Below are 17,621 nucleotides of genomic sequence, written 5' to 3'. Positions count from 1 at the left end.
CCGGGCCACCGCTCAGGCGCGGCGGCGAGCGCCCGAGACGAGGGCGCGGAGCACGGCGAGCAGGCCCGTGGGGCGCTCGGCGGGCTCGGCCACCTGCGCGCTGGGCCCCGTGCGCCGGGCGTTGCGCCACCGCTCCCACACCACGGACGCCAAGCGCGGGTCCGCGCCGATCGGGGCGGTGGTGAGGTCGGCCTCGGCCTTCTCGATCACGCGCGAGAAATGCCCCGGGGCCAGGACGTAGCTCGCGGCGACCGTCCGGTGCCCGGCCGAGCGCGCCGCGTGCACGGCATCCGGGATGCGGGGATCGGATGCCGCGGCGTACGCCGTCACGACGGGGCCCGCGACGCCTGCCTCGGTCATGAGCTCCGCCATGCGCTCGACGTCGACGACCGCCCCGGGCCGCGTGGAACCGGCCGCGGCCAGCACGACCGTGTCGCTCGCAGCCGCCCCGGCCTCGCGCACGCGGTCGGCGAGGATCTCGGCCAGCACCGGGTGGGGGCCCAGAGCGGGAGCCACCGGCAGGCCGTCGGCCGCCTCGACCAGGTCGACCTCGGTGTGGTACCCGGTCGACAGCAGCAGCGGCACGATCACGATGTCATCCGTGCGCTCCCGCGCAGCCGCGACCACGTCGGTGACGTAGGGCCCGTGCACGTCGACGTAGGCCTCGAGCACCTCGACGCCCGCGGGCGCGGTCTCGCGCAGCACGTCGAGCAGTGCCCGCACGACCACCCGCCCTTCCTCGAACCGTGTGCCGTGGGCGCAGGCGATGAGTACCGCGGTCATGAGTCCTCCTCGTCGATCACGTCGAGCCGATAGCCGCGCTTGTAGACCGTGCGGATGAGATCGGTGCCGCCGAGCGCCTCGCGTGTGCGGGCCACCGCCACCTCGACCGCGTGGCCGCTGGCCTCGGCGTTCGACAGCGCCGCGACCAGATCGGCACGCGAGACGACCGCGCCGGGTACGCGCGCGAGAGCCCGCAGGATCTCGACGCCCGTGCGCGGAAGCGGTGTGAACTCCCCGTCGAGCACGATCCCCGACGACCGGATGCCGAGCACCCCGGCCGTCGTGGCGATGACGGGCGCGTCGACCCCGCCGTAGTGCGTGACCACCGCGCGCACGAGCGCGCCGAGGCGTCCGCGGTCGGGCACGAGCGGGTCGATCCCCACATCTCGCAGGGGACCCGCCGTGATCGGACCCACCGCCGCCATCAGCACGCGTCCGTCTCTCGAACGGGAGGCCACCCCCTCGAGCGCGTCCGCACGTTCGGCGGCGAGGATCCACTCGCGGGCCGCGGGAGCCGAGGTGAACAGCACGGCGTCGATCTCGCCCCGGGCGACCTGTCGCGTCGAGGCGGCCACGGCCTCGGGGTCGGGCGGCGGGCCCCACCGGTAGATCGTGAGGCTGGTCACGCGCGCCCCGGCCGCCTCGAAGGCTTCGTCGAGGCCGTCGGCTCCCGAACCGTGGTGCTGCACGGCGACGTGGAGCCCGGCGATGCCCTCGGCGACGAGAAAGTCGCGCAGCTCCGCCGAGGTCTCGCTCTCGGCGACCCAGTCGGCCTCGAAACCCGCCTGTTGGATCGCCCCGCGCGCCTTGGGCCCGCGGGCGACGATCCGCGCGCGCTGCAGCACCGCGCTCAGGTCGTCGTGGAGCCCCGCCTCGTCGGCCGTCTCCATCCACCCGCGGAAGCCCACGCCGGTGGTCGCCACGACGACGTCGGGCGGGTCGGCGACGAGCTGGCGCGTCGCGGCGACCAGCTCGTCGTCGTCGACGTGCGGGATGATCGTCAGCGCCGGGGCGACCCGCACCCGCGCGCCGTGCCGTTCGAGCGCGGCCGACAGCTCCCCCGACCGCCGGTCGACGGGAAGCAGCACGGTGCACCCGAGGAGCACCGTGCTGATCGTCCGCGCGGGTGTCGTCACCCGATACCCTCCCCCTGCGCCGCGACCGCGACGGGCAGGAGCAGGTCGGCCCGGGCGACCTCGCCGAACACGAGCACCGCCGGGTTCGCGAGACGGTAGGTCTCGGCATCCTGGATCGCTGTTCCAAGCGTCGTGCGGATCGTGCGCTGAGCGGGGGTGTGGCCGTTCTCGACGAAGGCGACGGGCCGGGTCTCGGGGGCACCGGCGGCGCGCGCCGCGGCGACGAACCGCGGCAGCGCGCTCACGCCCATGAGCGCGACGACGGTGGCGCTGTCGTCGCGGAGGGCCGCGAGGGTGGCCTCGCTGGGGGTCTCCTGACCGTTCACAACGTGCAGGGTACCGGCGACGCCGCGGTGGGTCACGGGTACTCCCGCCGCGGACGGGACGGCGATCGCGCTCGAGATGCCCGGAACGACCTCGACCGGGATGCCGGCAGCCCGGCACGCGATGACCTCTTCGCCGCCACGGCCGTAGACGAAGGGGTCTCCCCCCTTCAGCCGGACGACCCGGAGACCCTTCGCGGCGCGGTCGACGAGGATCGCGTTGATCTCGTCCTGCGGCACGGGGTGGTGCTGCGGGCGCTTGCCGACGTCGACGAGCTCGACGTCGTCGCCGAGTTCGGCGAGCACCCCGGTGGGTCCGAGGCGATCGTGCACGACGACGTCGGCCTCGGCCAGAAGGGCGCGGGCGCGCACCGTCATGAGGTCGATCGGGCCGGGGCCGCCGCCGACGAGCGCCACACTCCCCACGAGCGGGCGCCGCCGGCGGCGGAGCGGAAGGGCGCCTTCGGCGAGGCGCTGGGCGATGGCGTCGCGCACGGCGACGGTGCGGCGCGGGTCGGCACCGGCCGTGGAGACGACGCCGACCATGACGTCTCCACTCGTGGTCTCGGCGGCGAGGCGCGCGGTGCCCTTGCCGCCGTGGCCGGCGTTGACGCACCACACGCGGCGGGCCTCGGCCGCGTCGACGACGGCGGCGTCGACGGATGCCGATCCGGTCGCCGTGTGACAGAACCAGGCGTCGTCGAGATCGGCGGCGGCGAACGAACGAGCGTGCCACTCGATGTCGCCCGACGCGGCGAGGGCGGCGAGACCCGCCGTCGCGACGGGAGCGATCAGACGCACCCGCGCACCCGCGGCACGCAGCCGGGCGATGCGGCGCTCGGCGACGGAACCGCCGCCCACGCACACGACGAGCCTGTCGGTGAGGTCGAGTCCTGCGAGAGCGATCATCGGGGGTCTCCTTCTACGCCGTCCGCCGCGGGGGCGAGCTTCACGAACACGTCGCCGTCGTGGACGGTCACGGGGTGCACCCGCACCGACAGCGGCTCTTTGCCCTGCGTGTCGAGGCAAGCACCCGTGCGCAGGTCGAACACCTGCTTGTACATGGGCGAGGCCACGGTCGGGATGCCGGAGCGATCGCCGACGATCCCGCGCGACAGGATCGCGGCCCCGCTGAACGGGTCGACCTGGTCGGTGGCGAAGAGGCGCCCGTCGAAGGTGCGGAAGAGGGCGATCTGCCGGTCGCCGACCAGGGCCGCGGCACCGCGCTCGACGAGCAGGTCGTCGACCCGGCAGATGCGGGTCCACGCGGAGCGCCCTGCGCCCGCGGGGGCGTCGGCCGATGCGTCGGGCGCCGGGGTCTCGGCATCCATGGTCGTCGCCTCCAGGATCGTCACGAGCGCACCGCCAGGGTCGTGCCGCCGATGAAGACCGCGCCCGAAGAGCGTTCCTCGGCGGTCGCGGGGCGGGGCTGGCCGCGCTCCGACACGTACGCGAGGGTGGGGTCGGCGGTGTCGGGGGCGTTGACGAAGCTCTGGAACCGCTTGAGCTTCTCGGGGTCGGCGAGGGTCGCGGCCCACTCGTCCTCGTAGTTGTCGATGTGCGCGGCCATGGCGCGGTCGAGGTCTTCGGCGATGCCGAGCGTGTCGTCGAACACGACGCCCCTCAGCGCTTCGAGGCCGCCCTCGTAGTCCTCCATCCACGGAGCCGTGCGCTGCAGCCGGTCGGCGGTGCGGATGTAGAACATCAGGAAGCGGTCGATGGCCCGCAAAAGGCCGTCGTCGTCGAGACCCTCGGCGAACAGCACCGCGTGGCGCGGCGTGAAGCCGCCGTTGCCGCCGACGTACATGTTCCAGCCGGCCTCGGTCGCGATGACGCCGACGTCCTTGCCGCGGGCCTCGGCGCACTCGCGCGCGCAGCCCGAGACGCCGAACTTGATCTTGTGCGGCGAGCGCAGGCCCCGGTAGCGCAGCTCGAGCTGCACGGCCATGCCGACCGAGTCCTGCACGCCGTAGCGGCACCAGGTCTGCCCGACGCACGACTTCACCGTGCGGAGGGACTTGCCGTAGGCCTGTCCCGACTCGAAGCCGGCGTCGACGAGGCGCTTCCAGATCGCGGGCAGCTGCTCGAGGCGAGCGCCGAACATGTCGATGCGCTGGCCGCCGGTGATCTTCGTGTACAGCCCGAAGTCGCGGGCGACCTCGCCGATCACGACGAGACCGTCGGGGGTGATCTCCCCTCCCGCGATGCGCGGGACGACGCTGTAGGTTCCGTCGCGCTGGATGTTGGCCATCACGTGGTCGTTGGTGTCCTGCATCGTCGCGAGCTCGCCCTCGAGCACGTGACCGGAGTAGAGGCTGGCCAGGATGCTCGCGAGCGCCGGCTTGCAGATGTCGCACCCGCGGCCGGTGCCGAAGCGCTCGACGATCGCGGTGAAGGTCTTCAGTCCCGAGATACGGACGGCGTCGAACAGCTGCGCGCGGGTGAACGAGAAATGCTCGCACAGCCCGTTCGAGACCTCTTTCCCGGATGCCGCGAGCTCGGTCGCCACGAGCTTCTTCACGAGCGTGAAGCACGAGCCGCACGCCGCGCCCGCCTTCGTGCAGGCCTTGACCTCGGCGGCATCCGCGCAGTCGTGCTCGGTGACGGCGCCGCGCACGGTACCGGCCGTGACGCCGTTACACGAGCAGACGATGGCGTCGTCGGGCAGGTCGCCCTGCGGGGCGGGCGCGAGGTCGGACGGCATGAGGTACGCGGCGGGATCGCCGCCCAGCGCGCGACCGACGAGGGGGCGCAGCGACGTGTAAGCCGAGGCGTCACCCACGAGGATGCCGCCGAGCAGCGTCTGCGCGTCGTCGCTCAGCACGAGCTTCTTGTAGACGCCCGAGATGGGGTCGGCGTACGTGACGTCGAGAGCGTTCGGCGTCTCGGCGAACGCGTCGCCGAAGCTGGCGACCTCGACACCCGAGAGCTTGAGCTTCGCCGAGGTGTCGAAGCCGTCGAACGCGGCCTCGCCCCCGAGCAGGCGGGTCGCGGCGACCTCGGCCATCGCGTATCCGGGAGCGACCAGGCCGATGCACTGGCCGTCGAAGCTGGCGACCTCGCCGATCGCGAGGATCGCGGGGTCGGACGTGTCGCAGCCCGCGTCGATCACGACGCCGCCGCGCGCGTCGACGGCCAGGTCCGCCGCACGGGCGAGCTCGTCGCGGGGGCGCACACCGACCGTGAAGACGACGATGTCGACGGGCTCCCACGTGCCGTCGCGCAGCTCCAGGCCGCACACGGCGCCGGTCTTGTCGGCATCCACTCGGGTCGTCACCGACTGCGTGCGCACCTCGATACCGCGCGCCTCGATGAGCCGCTGCAGCGCCTTCGCGCCGCCCAGGTCGAGCTGCGCCGACATGAGCCGCTCGTTCGACTGCAGCACGAACGGCGAGACGCCCTCGGCCTGCAGCGCCCCGGCAGCCTCGAGGCCGAGCAGGCCGCCGCCGACGACAGCGCCGCGCAGGGGACGACCGAGCTCCGCGGAGCGCTTCGCGACCCACGCGCGCATGCCGGCGACGTCGTCGAGCGTGCGGTAGACGAAGCAGCCCCGGTGGTCGAAGCCGTCGAGCGCGAGCCGCGCGGCGTACGAGCCGGTGGCGAGCACGAGGCGGTCGTAGGAGTGGATCGAGCCGCCGGCCGTGGTGACGGTGCGGGCGGCGCGGTCGATCTTCGTGACCCGGGCGTCGGTGTGCACGCGCACACGGTCGTGGTCGAGAACCGCCGGGTCGAGCAGAAGATCGTCGTGGGTCTTCCCGCTGAAAACGCCGCTGAGACCGACCCGGTCGTAGGGACCGCGGGCCTCGTCGCCCAGCACCGTGATCGACCAGCGGCCGTCGGTGTCGCGGCTGGTCAGGCTCTCGACGAAGCGGTGGGCCACCATCCCCGCACCCACGACCACGACGGATCCGGATGACGCGGGGTGGAGCATGCCGTCACCGTACGCGGCGGAGTTTGCCGAGGCGTCAGCGGCGTGTTTCGTTCCGATTGCGGGGTTCGAGCGGGCCATGCCCCGACGCTAGGCAGCCGAGGTTTCCCCCGGCCTCGCCCCGGCGTTACTCCCCGCGAACGTTTCGCTCACGCGGCAGCGACGTTGTTGTGAGGTTTGGGTCCCGGCATCCGCTCGCCGTCCGGGGCGCGTGCGTGCTCGCGGCCGTGACGGTCTCGGCATCCGCCGCTACCCGCGTCTCCCCGGGCCCGCTCGTGCCGAGTAATTCTCGTTCGAGTGTCGGCGGCCACAAGCGCACGCGCGTGGCGCCCAAGCGCGCGCGAACCGCGTTGAGTGTCCAAGACACCCGGACGAATTTTCAGAACGTCCGGGTTTCTTGGACACTCAGCGTTGCGGCGGCGACAAGCTCGCGCGCGTGGCGCCGAAGCGCGCGCGGGCGACGCGTCAGTCGACGGGCTCGAGCACGAACAGTTCGATGCGGCGGTCGGTCTTCTTCTGGTACTCGTCGTAGTCGGGCCAGACCTCGGTCGCGTAGCCCCACCACTCCTCGCGCTCGGCGCCCTCGGCCTGGTGCGCGTCGTACTGCTTCTTCACGTCGCCGTCCTGCAGGGCGACGCGGGGGTTTTTCACGAGGTTGTAGAACCACGCCGGGTGCTCGGGAGCCCCGCCCTTGGATGCCACGACCGCGTACTTCCCGTCATGCTCGACGCGCATGAGGGCCGTCTTGCGCAGACCACCGGTTTTGGCGCCGACGGTGGTGAGGACGATGATGGGTACGCCCCGCATGTCGGCGGACTCCTTGCCCCCCGTGGCTTCGAAGGTCTCCGCCTGCTGACGGGCCCATTCGCTGGTGCTGGGTAGATACTCTCCTGAGAGTGACATAGCTCACACGATACGTCGGCGTCTTCCCCTCCGGTCTAGCCCCTCCCCCTTTTCCCTGGAGCCTTCATGAGCGCTTCCGCTCCCGAGACCACGGCCGCCCCCGAACCGAAGAACGGTTTCGACCGGTTCTTCGAGATCACCGCCCGCGGCTCGACCGTCGGCGGAGAGATCCGCGGCGGTGTCGTCACCTTCGTCACGATGGCATACATCGTCATCCTGAACCCGATCATCCTGTCGGGAACCCCCGACGTCGCCGGCAACGCTCTCGGCTTCTCGCAGGTCGCCGCCGTCACCGCGCTCACCGCGGGTGTCATGACGATGCTGTTCGGCCTGGTCACGCGCCTGCCGTTCGCCTTCGCCGCGGGCCTCGGCATCAACTCGTTCCTCGCGGTCGGCATCGTGGGTCAGGTCACCTGGCCCGAGGCGATGGGCCTCGTCGTCATCAACGGCCTCATCATCGTGCTGCTGGCCGTCACGGGCCTGCGCCGCATGATCTTCGAAGCGGTGCCCCTGGCCCTGAAGACCGCGATCACCGTCGGTATCGGCCTGTTCATCGCCTTCATCGGCTTCGTCGACAGCGGCCTGGTCACCTCGACCGGGCTCAGCTCTCCCCCGGTCGGCCTCGGCGTCGGCGGATCGATCACCACGATCCCCACTGCCCTGTTCGTGCTGACCCTCGTCATCACCGCCGTGCTGCTGGTCCGCAAGGTCAAGGCCGCGCTGCTGATCGGACTGCTCTCGGGCACCGTGATCGCGGTGATCGTCCAGGCCGTCACGGGCCTCGGCGCGAAGGCCGACGGCAACCCCGGCGGGTGGGGTCTCAGCGTCCCGACGCTCCCCGCACAGTGGGTGAGCCTTCCCGACCTGTCGCTCGTCGGCCAGGTCGACCTGGTCGGCTCGTTCGGCCGGATCGGCGTGCTCGCGGCCCTCATGCTCGTCTTCACGCTCGTCTTCACGAACTTCTTCGACGCGATGGGCACGATGACCGGCCTCTCGCGCGAGGCGGGCCTCGCCGCCCCCGACGGTACCTTCCCGCGCCTGCGCTCGGCGTTGGTGATCGAGGGCATCGGCGCGGTGGCGGGTGGAGCGACCTCGTCGTCGTCGAACACCGTGTTCATCGAGTCGGGCTCCGGCATCGGCGAGGGCGCCCGCACGGGACTCGCCAACGTCGTCACCGGCGCGCTGTTCCTGCTCGCGATGTTCTTCACGCCGCTGACGAGCATCGTCCCCACCGAGATCGCCGCCGCGGCCCTGGTCATCGTCGGCGCGCTGATGATGGCGCAGATCCGCCACGTCGACCTCAGCGACATGTCGGTGCTCATCCCGGTGTTCCTCACCGTCACCGTGATGCCCCTCACCTACTCGATCGCAAACGGCATCGGTGCGGGCTTCGTCAGCTGGGTGCTGATCCAGGCCCTGTCGGGTCGTGCGCGCCGCATCAGCCCGCTGCTGTGGATCGTCGCCGCCGGATTCGTCGTCTTCTTCGCCCGCGGTCCGGTCGAGGCCCTGCTCGGCTGACGCCTGTGCGATGAGGGGCCCGGATGCCACGGCATCCGGGCCCCTTCTCTGTTGTTGCTGGGGCCGGGCCCGTGCGGGCGGCGGGCCCGGGCGGCCGAGGCCGCGCCCGTTCGTCGACACCGCACCCGCCTGCCGCCCGTGCCGCCCGCCCGCCGAGATCACCTCCGTTTTCCGAGACAACACGCGTTCGAGGCACTTCGCCGGTCATCTCGCGAAAACCCGGTCATCTCGACGCCGCGCCCCCGGGCCGGCCCAACGGCGGCCCACCACGGCGCCCGGACACGCGAAAGGGCCCGGATGCCATGACATCCGGGCCCCGAAGAGAGTGCTGGTTACAGGCTCTCGATGATCTCGCGCATCAGCGAAGCGGCCTCGGACGGCGTCTTGCCGACCTTGACGCCGGCGGCCTCGAGGGCCTCCTTCTTCGCCTGGGCGGTGCCGGCCGAGCCGGACACGATGGCACCGGCGTGGCCCATCGTCTTGCCCTCGGGAGCGGTGAAGCCGGCGACGTAGCCGACGACCGGCTTGGTGACGTTAGCCTTGATGAAGTCGGCGGCACGCTCTTCGGCGTCTCCGCCGATCTCGCCGATCATGACGATGGCCTTGGTCTCGGGGTCGGCCTCGAACGCCGCGAGGGCGTCGATGTGCGTGGTGCCGATGACCGGGTCGCCGCCGATGCCGATGGCGGTCGAGAAGCCGAGGTCGCGCAGCTCGAACATCATCTGGTACGTCAGGGTGCCCGACTTCGACACGAGGCCGATGGGGCCCTTGCCGGTGATGTTCGCGGGCGTGATGCCCACGAGCGCCTCGCCCGGCGTGATGATACCGGGGCAGTTCGGGCCGATGATGCGGGTCTTCTCACCCTTGGACTTCGAGTACGCCCACGCCTCGGCCGTGTCGCCGACGGGCACGCCCTCGGTGATCACGACGAGCAGGGGGATCTCGGCGTCGATGGCCTCGACCATCGCGTCCTTCGTGAAGGCAGGGGGCACGAACGCGATCGACACGTCGGCGCCGGTCTCGCGGATGGCCTCTTCGACCGACGCGAAGACGGGGAGCTCGACGTCGTTGCCCGACGCGTCCTTGTGCGAGACCGTGGTGCCGGCCTTACGGGCGTTCACGCCACCGACGACCTGGGTGCCGGCCTTGAGCATGAGGGCGGTGTGCTTGGTGCCCTCGCCGCCGGTGATGCCCTGGACGATGACCTTGGAGTCCTTGTTGAGGTAGATCGACATGTTTCTGTCCCTATCCCTTACGCGTTGGCCAGTTCGGCGGCCTTGTCGGCGCCCTCGTCCATACCGGCGGCGAGGGTGACGAGCGGGTGGTTGGCGGCGGCGAGGATCTGACGACCCTCCTCGACCTGGTTGCCGTCGAGGCGGACGACGAGCGGCTTGGTCGCGGCGTCTCCGAGGATCTCGAGGGCCTTGACGATGCCCTCGGCCACGGCGACGCACGAGGTGATGCCACCGAAGACGTTGACGAAGACGCTCTTGACCTGCTCGTCACCGAGGATGACGTCGAGGCCGGCGGCCATGACGGTCGCCGAGGCGCCGCCGCCGATGTCGAGGAAGTTGGCGGGCTTGACGCCGTTGTGCTTCTCACCGGCGTAGGCGACGACGTCGAGGGTCGACATGACCAGACCCGCGCCGTTGCCGATGATGCCGACCTGGCCGTCGAGCTTGACGTAGTTGAGGTCGTGCTGCTTGGCCTTGGCCTCGAGCGGGTCGGCCGCGTCCTTGTCTTCCAGCGCCTCGTGGTCGGGGTGGCGGAAGCCGGCGTTCTCGTCGAGCGAGACCTTGCCGTCGAGGGCGATGATGTCGCCGTCTTCGCTCTGGATGAGCGGGTTCACCTCGACGAGGGTGGCGTCCTCGCCCTTGTAGACGTTGAAGAGCTTGACGAAGACGTCGGCCACCTTGGGGGCCAGCTCGTCGTCGAACTTCGCGGCCTTGGCGATCTCGAGGGCCTTCTCGGGCGTGATGCCCTCGATCGGGTCGACCTCGATACGCGCGAGCGCCTCGGGACGCTCGACGGCGAGCTCTTCGATCTCCATGCCGCCCTCGACGCTGGAGAGCGAGAGGTAGGAGCGGTTGGCGCGGTCGAGCAGGACCGAGAAGTAGAACTCCTTGGCGATGCGGGCGCCCGCTGCGACCATGACGCGCTTGACGACGTGGCCCTTGATGTCGAGGCCGAGGATGGCCTGGGCCGCCTCGAACGCCTCGTCGGGGTTCTTCGCGACCTTCACGCCGCCGGCCTTGCCGCGGCCTCCGGTCTTGACCTGAGCCTTGACGACGACGACACCGCCGAGCTTCTCAGCGGCCGCCTTCGCCTCCTCAGGGGTGTCGGCGATGATGCCGGCGAGTACCGGCACCTCGTACTTTTCGAACAGGTCACGTGCCTGGTACTCGTAGAGATCCACGGACAATCCTTCGCTGGGCGATCGGTGGTGGGAGGAGGCGAACTCTCTCGATATCAAGAGATCTTCGCCAGTGGACAACCCTACTAGACGGGGCTGGAGACCCCCGACCCTTGCCCCTTCGACGGGAGGGAACTTCCGGATGCCGCCGTGCCGGCAGGGCGATCTATGAGAGGTTCGAGGCATACTTTCACGACGGCGTCCTCCCGCGTCCTCGGGTCTGTCTCGGCTCGCTCGCGCGGAGCTCCATTTGATCAGCGACAGACGAAGCCACCCCGGGCACGTGGGCCACCCCGAGGCGGGTACCCCCTTAGGACAGTGTCAGTTCTCGTCGTAGCGGCAGGTGACGGTGCCCGAGCCCGAGGTCTCATCGACGACGACCTCGCCGTTCCAGAGGATCTGGCAGCTGACGTTCTGGTCGGCGGCATCCGCTGGCGCCATCAGGGTGAGCTCGGCCCACCTGCCCGCTGTTGCGACACGGCCGGTGCCGCCACCGTTCCACGTCTCTTCTCGCGACTGTCCTTCGCTCGAGAACGTCGCCGTCGTGCCATCCGGTCCTTGACCGCGCACCTCTACCTGATCGACGCGCGAGCCGACCACCGTGAACAGGAAGACGGCGAGAAGCGCGGCTGCCGCAGCAGCCGCGACGACGGCGGACGCCATAGCCCGCCCGGCGGTCCGCCGCGGATCCGCGCTCGAGCGTGAGCGGACCGCGAGGACGATGGCCCCCGTGGCCAGCACGACGGCGGCGGCGGGCAGCAGGGCGAGCAGTCCTCGGGCGAGGTACGGCAGGACGAGGAACAGATTCAGAGCGAGGGCTATGACGCCCACCCACAAGGCGACGACGGCGCTTCGCGGGCGGCGGGGGCCGGCGCTACCCTGCACCCGGCCCGTCTCGGCTTGCTGCGACATGCCTGCCCCCGTGTTCTTCCCCGATAGCTCGTTCACAAAGCGCCTCGATTTGAGGGCGTTGCTTGTCTAGCCTAAACACCGGGGAGTTTCGGCTCTGGACTCTTGCCGGAACCAGATGTGGGGGGAATGCGTGTCGGACTACGAGGACCTGTCGACGATCGTCGGCCAGATGAAACGCGCCGCCATCGACTGTTGGATGGCCGACCAGGAGTTCTATCCCGTCTCCGGGAACGAGGGCACCTACTGCAAGTGGGGATGGGCACCGTACCAATACACGCGCCCCAACGACGACGGGTCGGGCGGCGGTGAGGGCGTCGGCTGGAACGTCTCCTGCGCGGCGGCTTTCGACGACATCCGTGCCACCGTCGACGGCGTCGTAGAGACGTGGTTCGGCCTGCCCGACGGGTCGGCGTGCGACGCGCCGTCGGCGGCGACCCGCACGACAGCGTCGATCCTCGGCAGCAGCGCGGCGGGGGCGTCCGTTCAGAACGGCAACGCCATCGCCACCTCGAACGGCACGATCAACGCCGTCGTACTCGGCAACATGGAGGGCGCCTTCCGCCGACCATTCCTGGGCAAGTACTACACCGCCTTCTCGAGCGTTCAAGGCGGATTGGCGCAGGCATCGGTCATTCTGCAGGCCAATTACGCCGCCGAGGGAGCCATGTGGGGCGCGGTGAAGAGCGACGTCGCGAAGATCTGCGCCGACGCCAAGAATGCGTGGGCGGCACAGGCGCAGTCCGCATCTGCCGCGAGCATGCAATTTCAGCTCTCGGTCGCCACCGCGGTGGCGGGCGCGGTCGCTTCTGTGGTGACGGCTCCCACAGGGCTCGGCGTCGTGGTGGCGGGCCTGAGCGCCACGGCCGTCGGCTTGAACACCGCCCTCGCCAAGGTCAACGCCGACGTCGCGGTCGGCGGCAGCTCGTACGACGAGATACTCGGGTCTTTGCAGGATGCCCTGCAGACGCTGAGCGAGACCATCCGTTCGCAGGAGCAGGCGCTCGACTCTGCTCTGCGCGAGGCGGCCTCGGCCATGACCGCGGAGCCGGCCGATTACGATCTCGACGCCGTCAAGCTCGATGGCTACCCACTCGGCGACGGTGCGATGCGGATGGACGAGACCGACGCGGGCATCGTCTCGGACAATATGAGTCTGGTCCACGAGCAGCTCACCGAGGCTGCGGCCGCCCTCGGCACAGGCCCGTCATCGAGCCCGACGCCACGCAATGCGGGGATCGGCCTCTCCTCGACCGGGACGCACGCCTCGGCCAGCCAGCTGCACGGCGTGACCGCGAGCTGTCTTCAGCGCACACGGAACGAATACGAGCTGGGGCGACAGCTCTTCGACGCCACGGTCGCCGACTTCTTCGCCGCCGACGCGACGGCGCGCCTGACCGTTCAGCAGCTGCTGGCCGACGAAGCGCTGACGGGCCAGGCATGAGCGACGTGACGAGCCGGGTCCTCGGGCCCATCGACCTGGACGGCGGGATGGGCGGAGGTGCGATGGAATGTGACGTGCCGTTCGGTTCCCGACTGGTCCCAACCCGTCTCGAGATCGATCACCCCGGGCGCCTTACCCAGAAGCTCATCGACGATCTCGACGTGGTGCTGGAGAACCTGCACATCCCCGACCGTCTGGCGCGTGACGCCGTCGCGAAAGAGATCCCGCTCGAGGGCAGCGCCCCCCAGCGACTGTTCGCGTCGTGGTCCAAGCGAAGCGACGCCAACGCCGACGATGTTGATCGGTTCGTCGCGGCGCTGCGGCCGACCCAAATGCTCATCACCCCCGACGGCGGGCGGGTCAACCGTGACCGCGTCGTACTCCGCTACGGCCTCGACGGGATGGCGGAGGAGGTGACGGTGCGTCTTCCGTCCTCCCCCACGGGCCCGGAGGTCGACCGTGCGCTTCGCCCCGCCCGCTGACGTCGACACCAAGTGAGTTCCGAGATCGCACCGAGGCATCGCGAGGAATCCCCGCCGACGATGCGGCGGGGTCAGGTAATGCACAGAAGACGCCCCGGCGCCAGCGGCCCGTCGCGCTGAACCTGCCTCGCTATACCTCGAGAGCACCAGTTGCCCTGAAGCAACTACCGAGATCGAGGAATCATGAACGCCAACGCCCTGTGGAACGTCACGCTGACCGACGGCCAGCACTCGCTCGTCTTCTACGCGCTCTCCGTCGCCGGGCTCGCCCTCGTCGCTTTCGCCCTGCGATCGTTCGCCACGCAGCATGAGGTGTCGGTCCGCTACCGGCCGGCGATCATCGCGGGCATGTGCGTGGCCGCCGTCGCCTTCCTCTCCTATGTCGTGCTCGTGCTGAAGTTCGACGCCGGGTACACGCAGACCAGTGAGGGCTGGGTCGCGACCTCGAACGCCGTGCTGAGCTGGGCGCCCCGCTACTTCGACTGGACCGTCACGGTTCCACTGCTCGTCACGGAGTTGATCGCGGTCTCCACGCTCGTCGGCTCCACCGCCTCGCGATACCGCACGATCGGCGTCTCGCTCGCGGTGGGCATGATCGTGACGGGCTTCATCGGCGGGGTCGCGATCGACGACGGCACGAACCTCACCGCCCTGTGGATCTGGGGCACGCTCAGCGCCCTGTGCATGGTCGGGCTCTACGTGATGTTCATCTTCATGATGATGCGCGCCCGTCGCGACATGGCCGGATCGTCGGCCCTGCCGACGTTCCACCTCACTATCGCCCTGCTCTGCGTGATCTGGTTCGCCTACCCCGTCGTCTTCGCCCTCCAGGGCTTCACCATCACCTCGGGCAGCTACGTGACCGCGCAGGTGCTGCTGAGCGTGGCCGACATCATCGCCAAGATCGGCTTCGGCGCCCTCATCCACAAGATCGCGAAGCAGCGGACCGCCGAAGACATCGCCGCGGGTATCGACACTGGCCACACCGGTCCGATCTGGATGAACGGCGAGCAGGTCACGGGCCCTCGCACCGGGCGCCAGAACACCCGCTCCACGCGGCGCTGAACCGGGTCCCGCCCGACCGTTCGTCGGGCGGGACTACCCCGGGTTGTGCATGAACTCGATGCGGATCCCGTCGGCGTTCTCGACGAACGACGCGTAGTACGTCGGCGTGAACCGGGGGTACTCCTTGGGCTCGCGGACGACGGTCCACCCGGCATCCGTCGCCAGCGCGTGCATGCGGTCGACCTCGGCTCGCGACCCCACGGCGAAGGCAAGGTGCTGCCACCCGATGCGTCCGTGTTCGTGGGGACCGGATGCCGCGTCTCGAGCCGGCAGCACGATGAACTCCGTCTCGCCCTCGGCGTACCACGACGCCCCGTTGCCACCGTCGGTGCGTTCGAGCCCGAGCGCGGTGAGAACCGGATCGAACTGCGCGACCGCGCGGGCCACGTCGGAGACGCTGACGCTGAGATGGTCGAAGAGAGGCATGCGTCTAGTCTGGCCAGGACCTCCGACATCACCACCTCCCGGGAGACCCGAGAAATGCCCTCCGCCGTGACCCTCATCCGCTCCGCGTCGCTCTCGGACGCCGCCGAGTACGCCTACGCCGCCACCGCTCCGGCCGACGCCCGCGTCATCTTCCTCGCCGGCTCCTGCCCGTTGAACGACGACGGCTCGACCGCCGGGGTCGGTGATTACGCGGCGCAGGCAGCGAAGTGCGTGGAAACGATGACGGGCGCCCTGCACGCGGCGGGGGCGCAGATCACCGATGTGATCAGCACGCGCGTGCTCGTGGCATCCACTCGTCAGGCCGATCTCGTCACCGCGTGGGAGGTCGTGCGCGACGCCTTCGGCGATCACGACGTCCCGAGCACGCTGATGCGCGTCACCGTCCTCGGCTACGACGACCAGCTGGTCGAGATCGAGGCGGTCGCGGCGGTCGTCGACCGCTAGATCCACCCCCGCTCGCGCGCGTGGATCGTCGCCTGCTGCCGACTCGCGAGCCCGAGCTTGCCGAGCACCGACGACACGTGGTTGCGCACCGTCCCGGCCGACAGGTGCAGGGATGCGGCGATCTCGGCCACCGTCTGCCCTCGAGCCCCCGCGCGTAGCACGTCGAGCTCGCGGTCGGTGAGGGGGCTGCGCTCATCGCTCAGCGCGTCGGCCGCGATCTCGGGGTCGACGTAGCGGCGCCCGGCCGCCACCTCTCGGATCACCGCGGCCACGTCATCGGCCGGCCGTGACTTCGGCAGGAAGCCGCTGACCCCGGCCCCGAGCGCCCGCCGCAGCACTCCGGGCCGCGCGTGCCGTGTGACGATGACGCAGCGCGAGGGAACGCTCCGCAGGATCTTCGCGGCCGTCTCGACGCCGTCGAGCCCGGGCATCTCGAGGTCGAGCAGGCACACGTCGGGCGTCAGACGCTGAGCCTCGGCCACGGCGCCCTCGCCGTCGCGGCACTCGGCGACGACCTCGAGGTCGTCCTCCAACCGCAGCAGGGCGGCGAGCGCCGTGCGGATCATGTCTTCGTCGTCGGCGATGAGCACGCGGATCACGCCATCACCTCCTCGGGCACGCGGACGGTGAGACGGAACCGGTCGCCGAGGCGGGCGGCATCCATCGTCCCTCCCACCGAACCCACGCGGTCCGCGATCCCCGACAGTCCGGCTCCGTCGCCCACCGGAGACGCGGCACCCCGCGCGTCGTTGTCGACGGTCAGCACCCACGACCCCTCGTGACGGGCGAGGGAGAGGGATGCCGACACCCCGCCGCCGTGCTTCAGCACGTTCGTCGTGGACTCGCGCACCACCGGCCCGAGCACGTCCGCCGGCGCGCGAGCGGCCTCGGTATCGACCAGCAGGTCGACGGTCAGGCCCGCGGCGCGGAGCAGGTCGGCGGCGTTGGCGAGCTCGTCGGGCAGGGGCACGCCGCGGAACCGCGCGGCCAGATCCCGCGTGCCGCGTCGCGCCTCGTCGACGCTCGCGCGAGCGGCGCGGACCTGTTCGACAGCGGCATCCGGATCCCGCCCCATCATCTTCTCGGCGAGCTCGAGCTGCAGCGCGACCACCTGCAGGTGGTGGCCCTGCAGGTCGTGCAGGTCGCTGGCGAGGCGCAGGCGCTCTTGCGCGGCGGCGAGGCGGCCCTCGGCGCGGCGGGCGCGGTCGAGCTCGCGAACGATGTCCCACCACCAGAGCGAGGTCGCCGTGAGGGGCGCGAGCATCGCGGCGAACAACGGCAGCGCGAAGGTCAGCGAGATGTAGCCGTCGGGGCCCCAGCGCGTCGCCTCGATCACCCATACGGCCACGACGACGACGAGCGTCAGCGCGACCAATCGCACCCGCATGCCACCGCGCCACCGCACCGTGCACAGCGCCTGCGACACGAGGGCGGCGACGACGAGTAGCGACCCCGTTCCGACGCCGAGCAGCACCGCCGACGCGACGCCCAGCAGCACGAGGGGCCCGACCGACCTCCGCGCGGAGTCGTCGCCGTCGTCGAGCGGCTCGCGCCGGTAGCGGACGAGAAGGAGGACTCCGGATGCCACGGAGCCCGCCGCCCCGACCAGGGCGAGGACGATGTCGAGCGGCGTCCCCCGCAGCACGACCACGAACGCCCACATGAAGACCGCGAAGACGTGAAGGACCATCACGGAGGCGGCGGTGTACCACCAGGTGACGCGGACGTCACGGGCGTACGTCGCCGCGGGCGTCAGGACGGGTGCGGGTGCGTGGGCGCTCACCCCCGCCACAGTACGGGCATGACATTCGTCACGGGTGGGCCAG

Annotated in this window: 17 protein-coding genes; 5 read left to right on the top strand and 12 right to left on the bottom strand. The window is 70.6% G+C overall.

The genetic code is table 11. From position 1 onward, the window contains the following. Window positions 1–12 precede the first annotated feature (12 nt). From J2X55_RS06090 to J2X55_RS06065, 6 genes are all read right to left on the bottom strand, one after another. A complete protein-coding gene (locus tag J2X55_RS06090; protein ID WP_309822394.1) occupies window positions 13–783 on the bottom strand; it encodes a CbiX/SirB N-terminal domain-containing protein in 771 nt (256 codons plus the stop codon). After that, window positions 780–1,919 (bottom strand): uroporphyrinogen-III synthase, encoded by a 1,140-nt coding sequence (locus J2X55_RS06085; RefSeq protein ID WP_309822393.1) that lies wholly within the window; start codon window positions 1,917–1,919, stop codon window positions 780–782. The genes J2X55_RS06090 and J2X55_RS06085 overlap by 4 nt, the downstream gene beginning before the upstream one ends. Continuing rightward, the gene (gene cobA / locus J2X55_RS06080) at window positions 1,916–3,151 is read right to left on the bottom strand and encodes a uroporphyrinogen-III C-methyltransferase (RefSeq protein WP_115915759.1); all 1,236 of its coding nucleotides are present in this window, start codon (window positions 3,149–3,151) and stop codon (window positions 1,916–1,918) included. Before cobA ends, J2X55_RS06085 begins: the two co-directional genes overlap by 4 nt. Beyond that, window positions 3,148–3,597, bottom strand: coding sequence for a nitrite reductase small subunit NirD (gene nirD, locus J2X55_RS06075; RefSeq protein WP_309822392.1), 450 nt, complete (start codon window positions 3,595–3,597; stop codon window positions 3,148–3,150). Before nirD ends, cobA begins: the two co-directional genes overlap by 4 nt. Then, on the bottom strand, window positions 3,594–6,173 hold the full coding sequence (gene nirB / locus J2X55_RS06070) for a nitrite reductase large subunit NirB (RefSeq protein ID WP_115917314.1): 2,580 nt from the start codon (window positions 6,171–6,173) through the stop codon (window positions 3,594–3,596). The genes nirD and nirB overlap by 4 nt, the downstream gene beginning before the upstream one ends. A gap of 462 nt (window positions 6,174–6,635) precedes the next feature. Beyond that, window positions 6,636–7,073 (bottom strand): nitroreductase family deazaflavin-dependent oxidoreductase, encoded by a 438-nt coding sequence (locus tag J2X55_RS06065; protein WP_115915760.1) that lies wholly within the window; start codon window positions 7,071–7,073, stop codon window positions 6,636–6,638. A gap of 66 nt (window positions 7,074–7,139) precedes the next feature. Here J2X55_RS06065 and J2X55_RS06060 point away from each other — a divergent pair, with 66 nt between their 5' ends. Next, on the top strand, window positions 7,140–8,591 hold the full coding sequence (locus J2X55_RS06060) for an NCS2 family permease (protein WP_115915761.1): 1,452 nt from the start codon (window positions 7,140–7,142) through the stop codon (window positions 8,589–8,591). A gap of 332 nt (window positions 8,592–8,923) precedes the next feature. Here the strand turns inward: J2X55_RS06060 and sucD are convergent, their stop codons facing one another. From sucD to J2X55_RS06045, 3 genes are all read right to left on the bottom strand, one after another. Next, on the bottom strand, window positions 8,924–9,826 hold the full coding sequence (sucD, locus tag J2X55_RS06055; RefSeq protein WP_115915762.1) for a succinate--CoA ligase subunit alpha: 903 nt from the start codon (window positions 9,824–9,826) through the stop codon (window positions 8,924–8,926). Between the two features lie 17 nt (window positions 9,827–9,843). Beyond that, window positions 9,844–11,007: an ADP-forming succinate--CoA ligase subunit beta gene (gene sucC, locus J2X55_RS06050; protein WP_103206613.1), complete on the bottom strand. Its 1,164-nt coding sequence runs from the start codon at window positions 11,005–11,007 to the stop codon at window positions 9,844–9,846. A gap of 318 nt (window positions 11,008–11,325) precedes the next feature. After that, on the bottom strand, window positions 11,326–11,916 hold the full coding sequence (locus J2X55_RS06045) for a hypothetical protein (RefSeq protein WP_309822390.1): 591 nt from the start codon (window positions 11,914–11,916) through the stop codon (window positions 11,326–11,328). A 130-nt stretch (window positions 11,917–12,046) separates the two neighbouring features. Between J2X55_RS06045 and J2X55_RS06040 the strand changes: the two genes are divergently transcribed. The 3 genes from J2X55_RS06040 (at window position 12,047) to J2X55_RS06030 (ending at window position 14,904) form a co-directional block, all read left to right on the top strand. After that, a complete protein-coding gene (locus J2X55_RS06040; protein ID WP_309822388.1) occupies window positions 12,047–13,357 on the top strand; it encodes a hypothetical protein in 1,311 nt (436 codons plus the stop codon). Then, window positions 13,354–13,839 carry a hypothetical protein gene (locus J2X55_RS06035; protein ID WP_115915765.1) on the top strand — a complete coding sequence of 162 codons (486 nt, stop codon included), beginning with the start codon at window positions 13,354–13,356 and terminating at the stop codon, window positions 13,837–13,839. Before J2X55_RS06040 ends, J2X55_RS06035 begins: the two co-directional genes overlap by 4 nt. Before the next feature lie 183 nt (window positions 13,840–14,022). Further along, window positions 14,023–14,904: a bacteriorhodopsin gene (locus J2X55_RS06030; RefSeq protein WP_309822385.1), complete on the top strand. Its 882-nt coding sequence runs from the start codon at window positions 14,023–14,025 to the stop codon at window positions 14,902–14,904. Window positions 14,905–14,937: 33 nt separating this feature from the next. On the opposite strand, the gene J2X55_RS06025 is transcribed toward J2X55_RS06030, so the two are convergent. Continuing rightward, window positions 14,938–15,330 carry a VOC family protein gene (locus J2X55_RS06025; RefSeq protein WP_115915767.1) on the bottom strand — a complete coding sequence of 131 codons (393 nt, stop codon included), beginning with the start codon at window positions 15,328–15,330 and terminating at the stop codon, window positions 14,938–14,940. Between the two features lie 54 nt (window positions 15,331–15,384). Between J2X55_RS06025 and J2X55_RS06020 the strand changes: the two genes are divergently transcribed. After that, the gene (locus J2X55_RS06020; protein ID WP_115915768.1) at window positions 15,385–15,795 is read left to right on the top strand and encodes a Rid family hydrolase; all 411 of its coding nucleotides are present in this window, start codon (window positions 15,385–15,387) and stop codon (window positions 15,793–15,795) included. On the opposite strand, the gene J2X55_RS06015 is transcribed toward J2X55_RS06020, so the two are convergent. Together J2X55_RS06015 and J2X55_RS06010 are read right to left on the bottom strand one after the other, a co-directional pair. Further along, entirely contained in the window at window positions 15,792–16,394 is a 603-nt protein-coding gene (locus tag J2X55_RS06015; RefSeq protein WP_115915769.1) for a DNA-binding response regulator, read from the bottom strand. The two genes, J2X55_RS06020 and J2X55_RS06015, sit on opposite strands and share 4 nt — an antisense overlap. After that, window positions 16,391–17,578 carry a histidine kinase gene (locus J2X55_RS06010; RefSeq protein WP_309822381.1) on the bottom strand — a complete coding sequence of 396 codons (1,188 nt, stop codon included), beginning with the start codon at window positions 17,576–17,578 and terminating at the stop codon, window positions 16,391–16,393. Before J2X55_RS06010 ends, J2X55_RS06015 begins: the two co-directional genes overlap by 4 nt. Between the last annotated feature and the right edge of the window lie 43 nt (window positions 17,579–17,621).

The organism is Microbacterium sp. 1154 (genome assembly GCF_031455375.1).
GTDB lineage: Bacteria > Actinomycetota > Actinomycetes > Actinomycetales > Microbacteriaceae > Microbacterium.
Note: the sequence above shows the minus strand (reverse complement) of the source record. Positions and strands in the feature narration are given on the sequence as shown.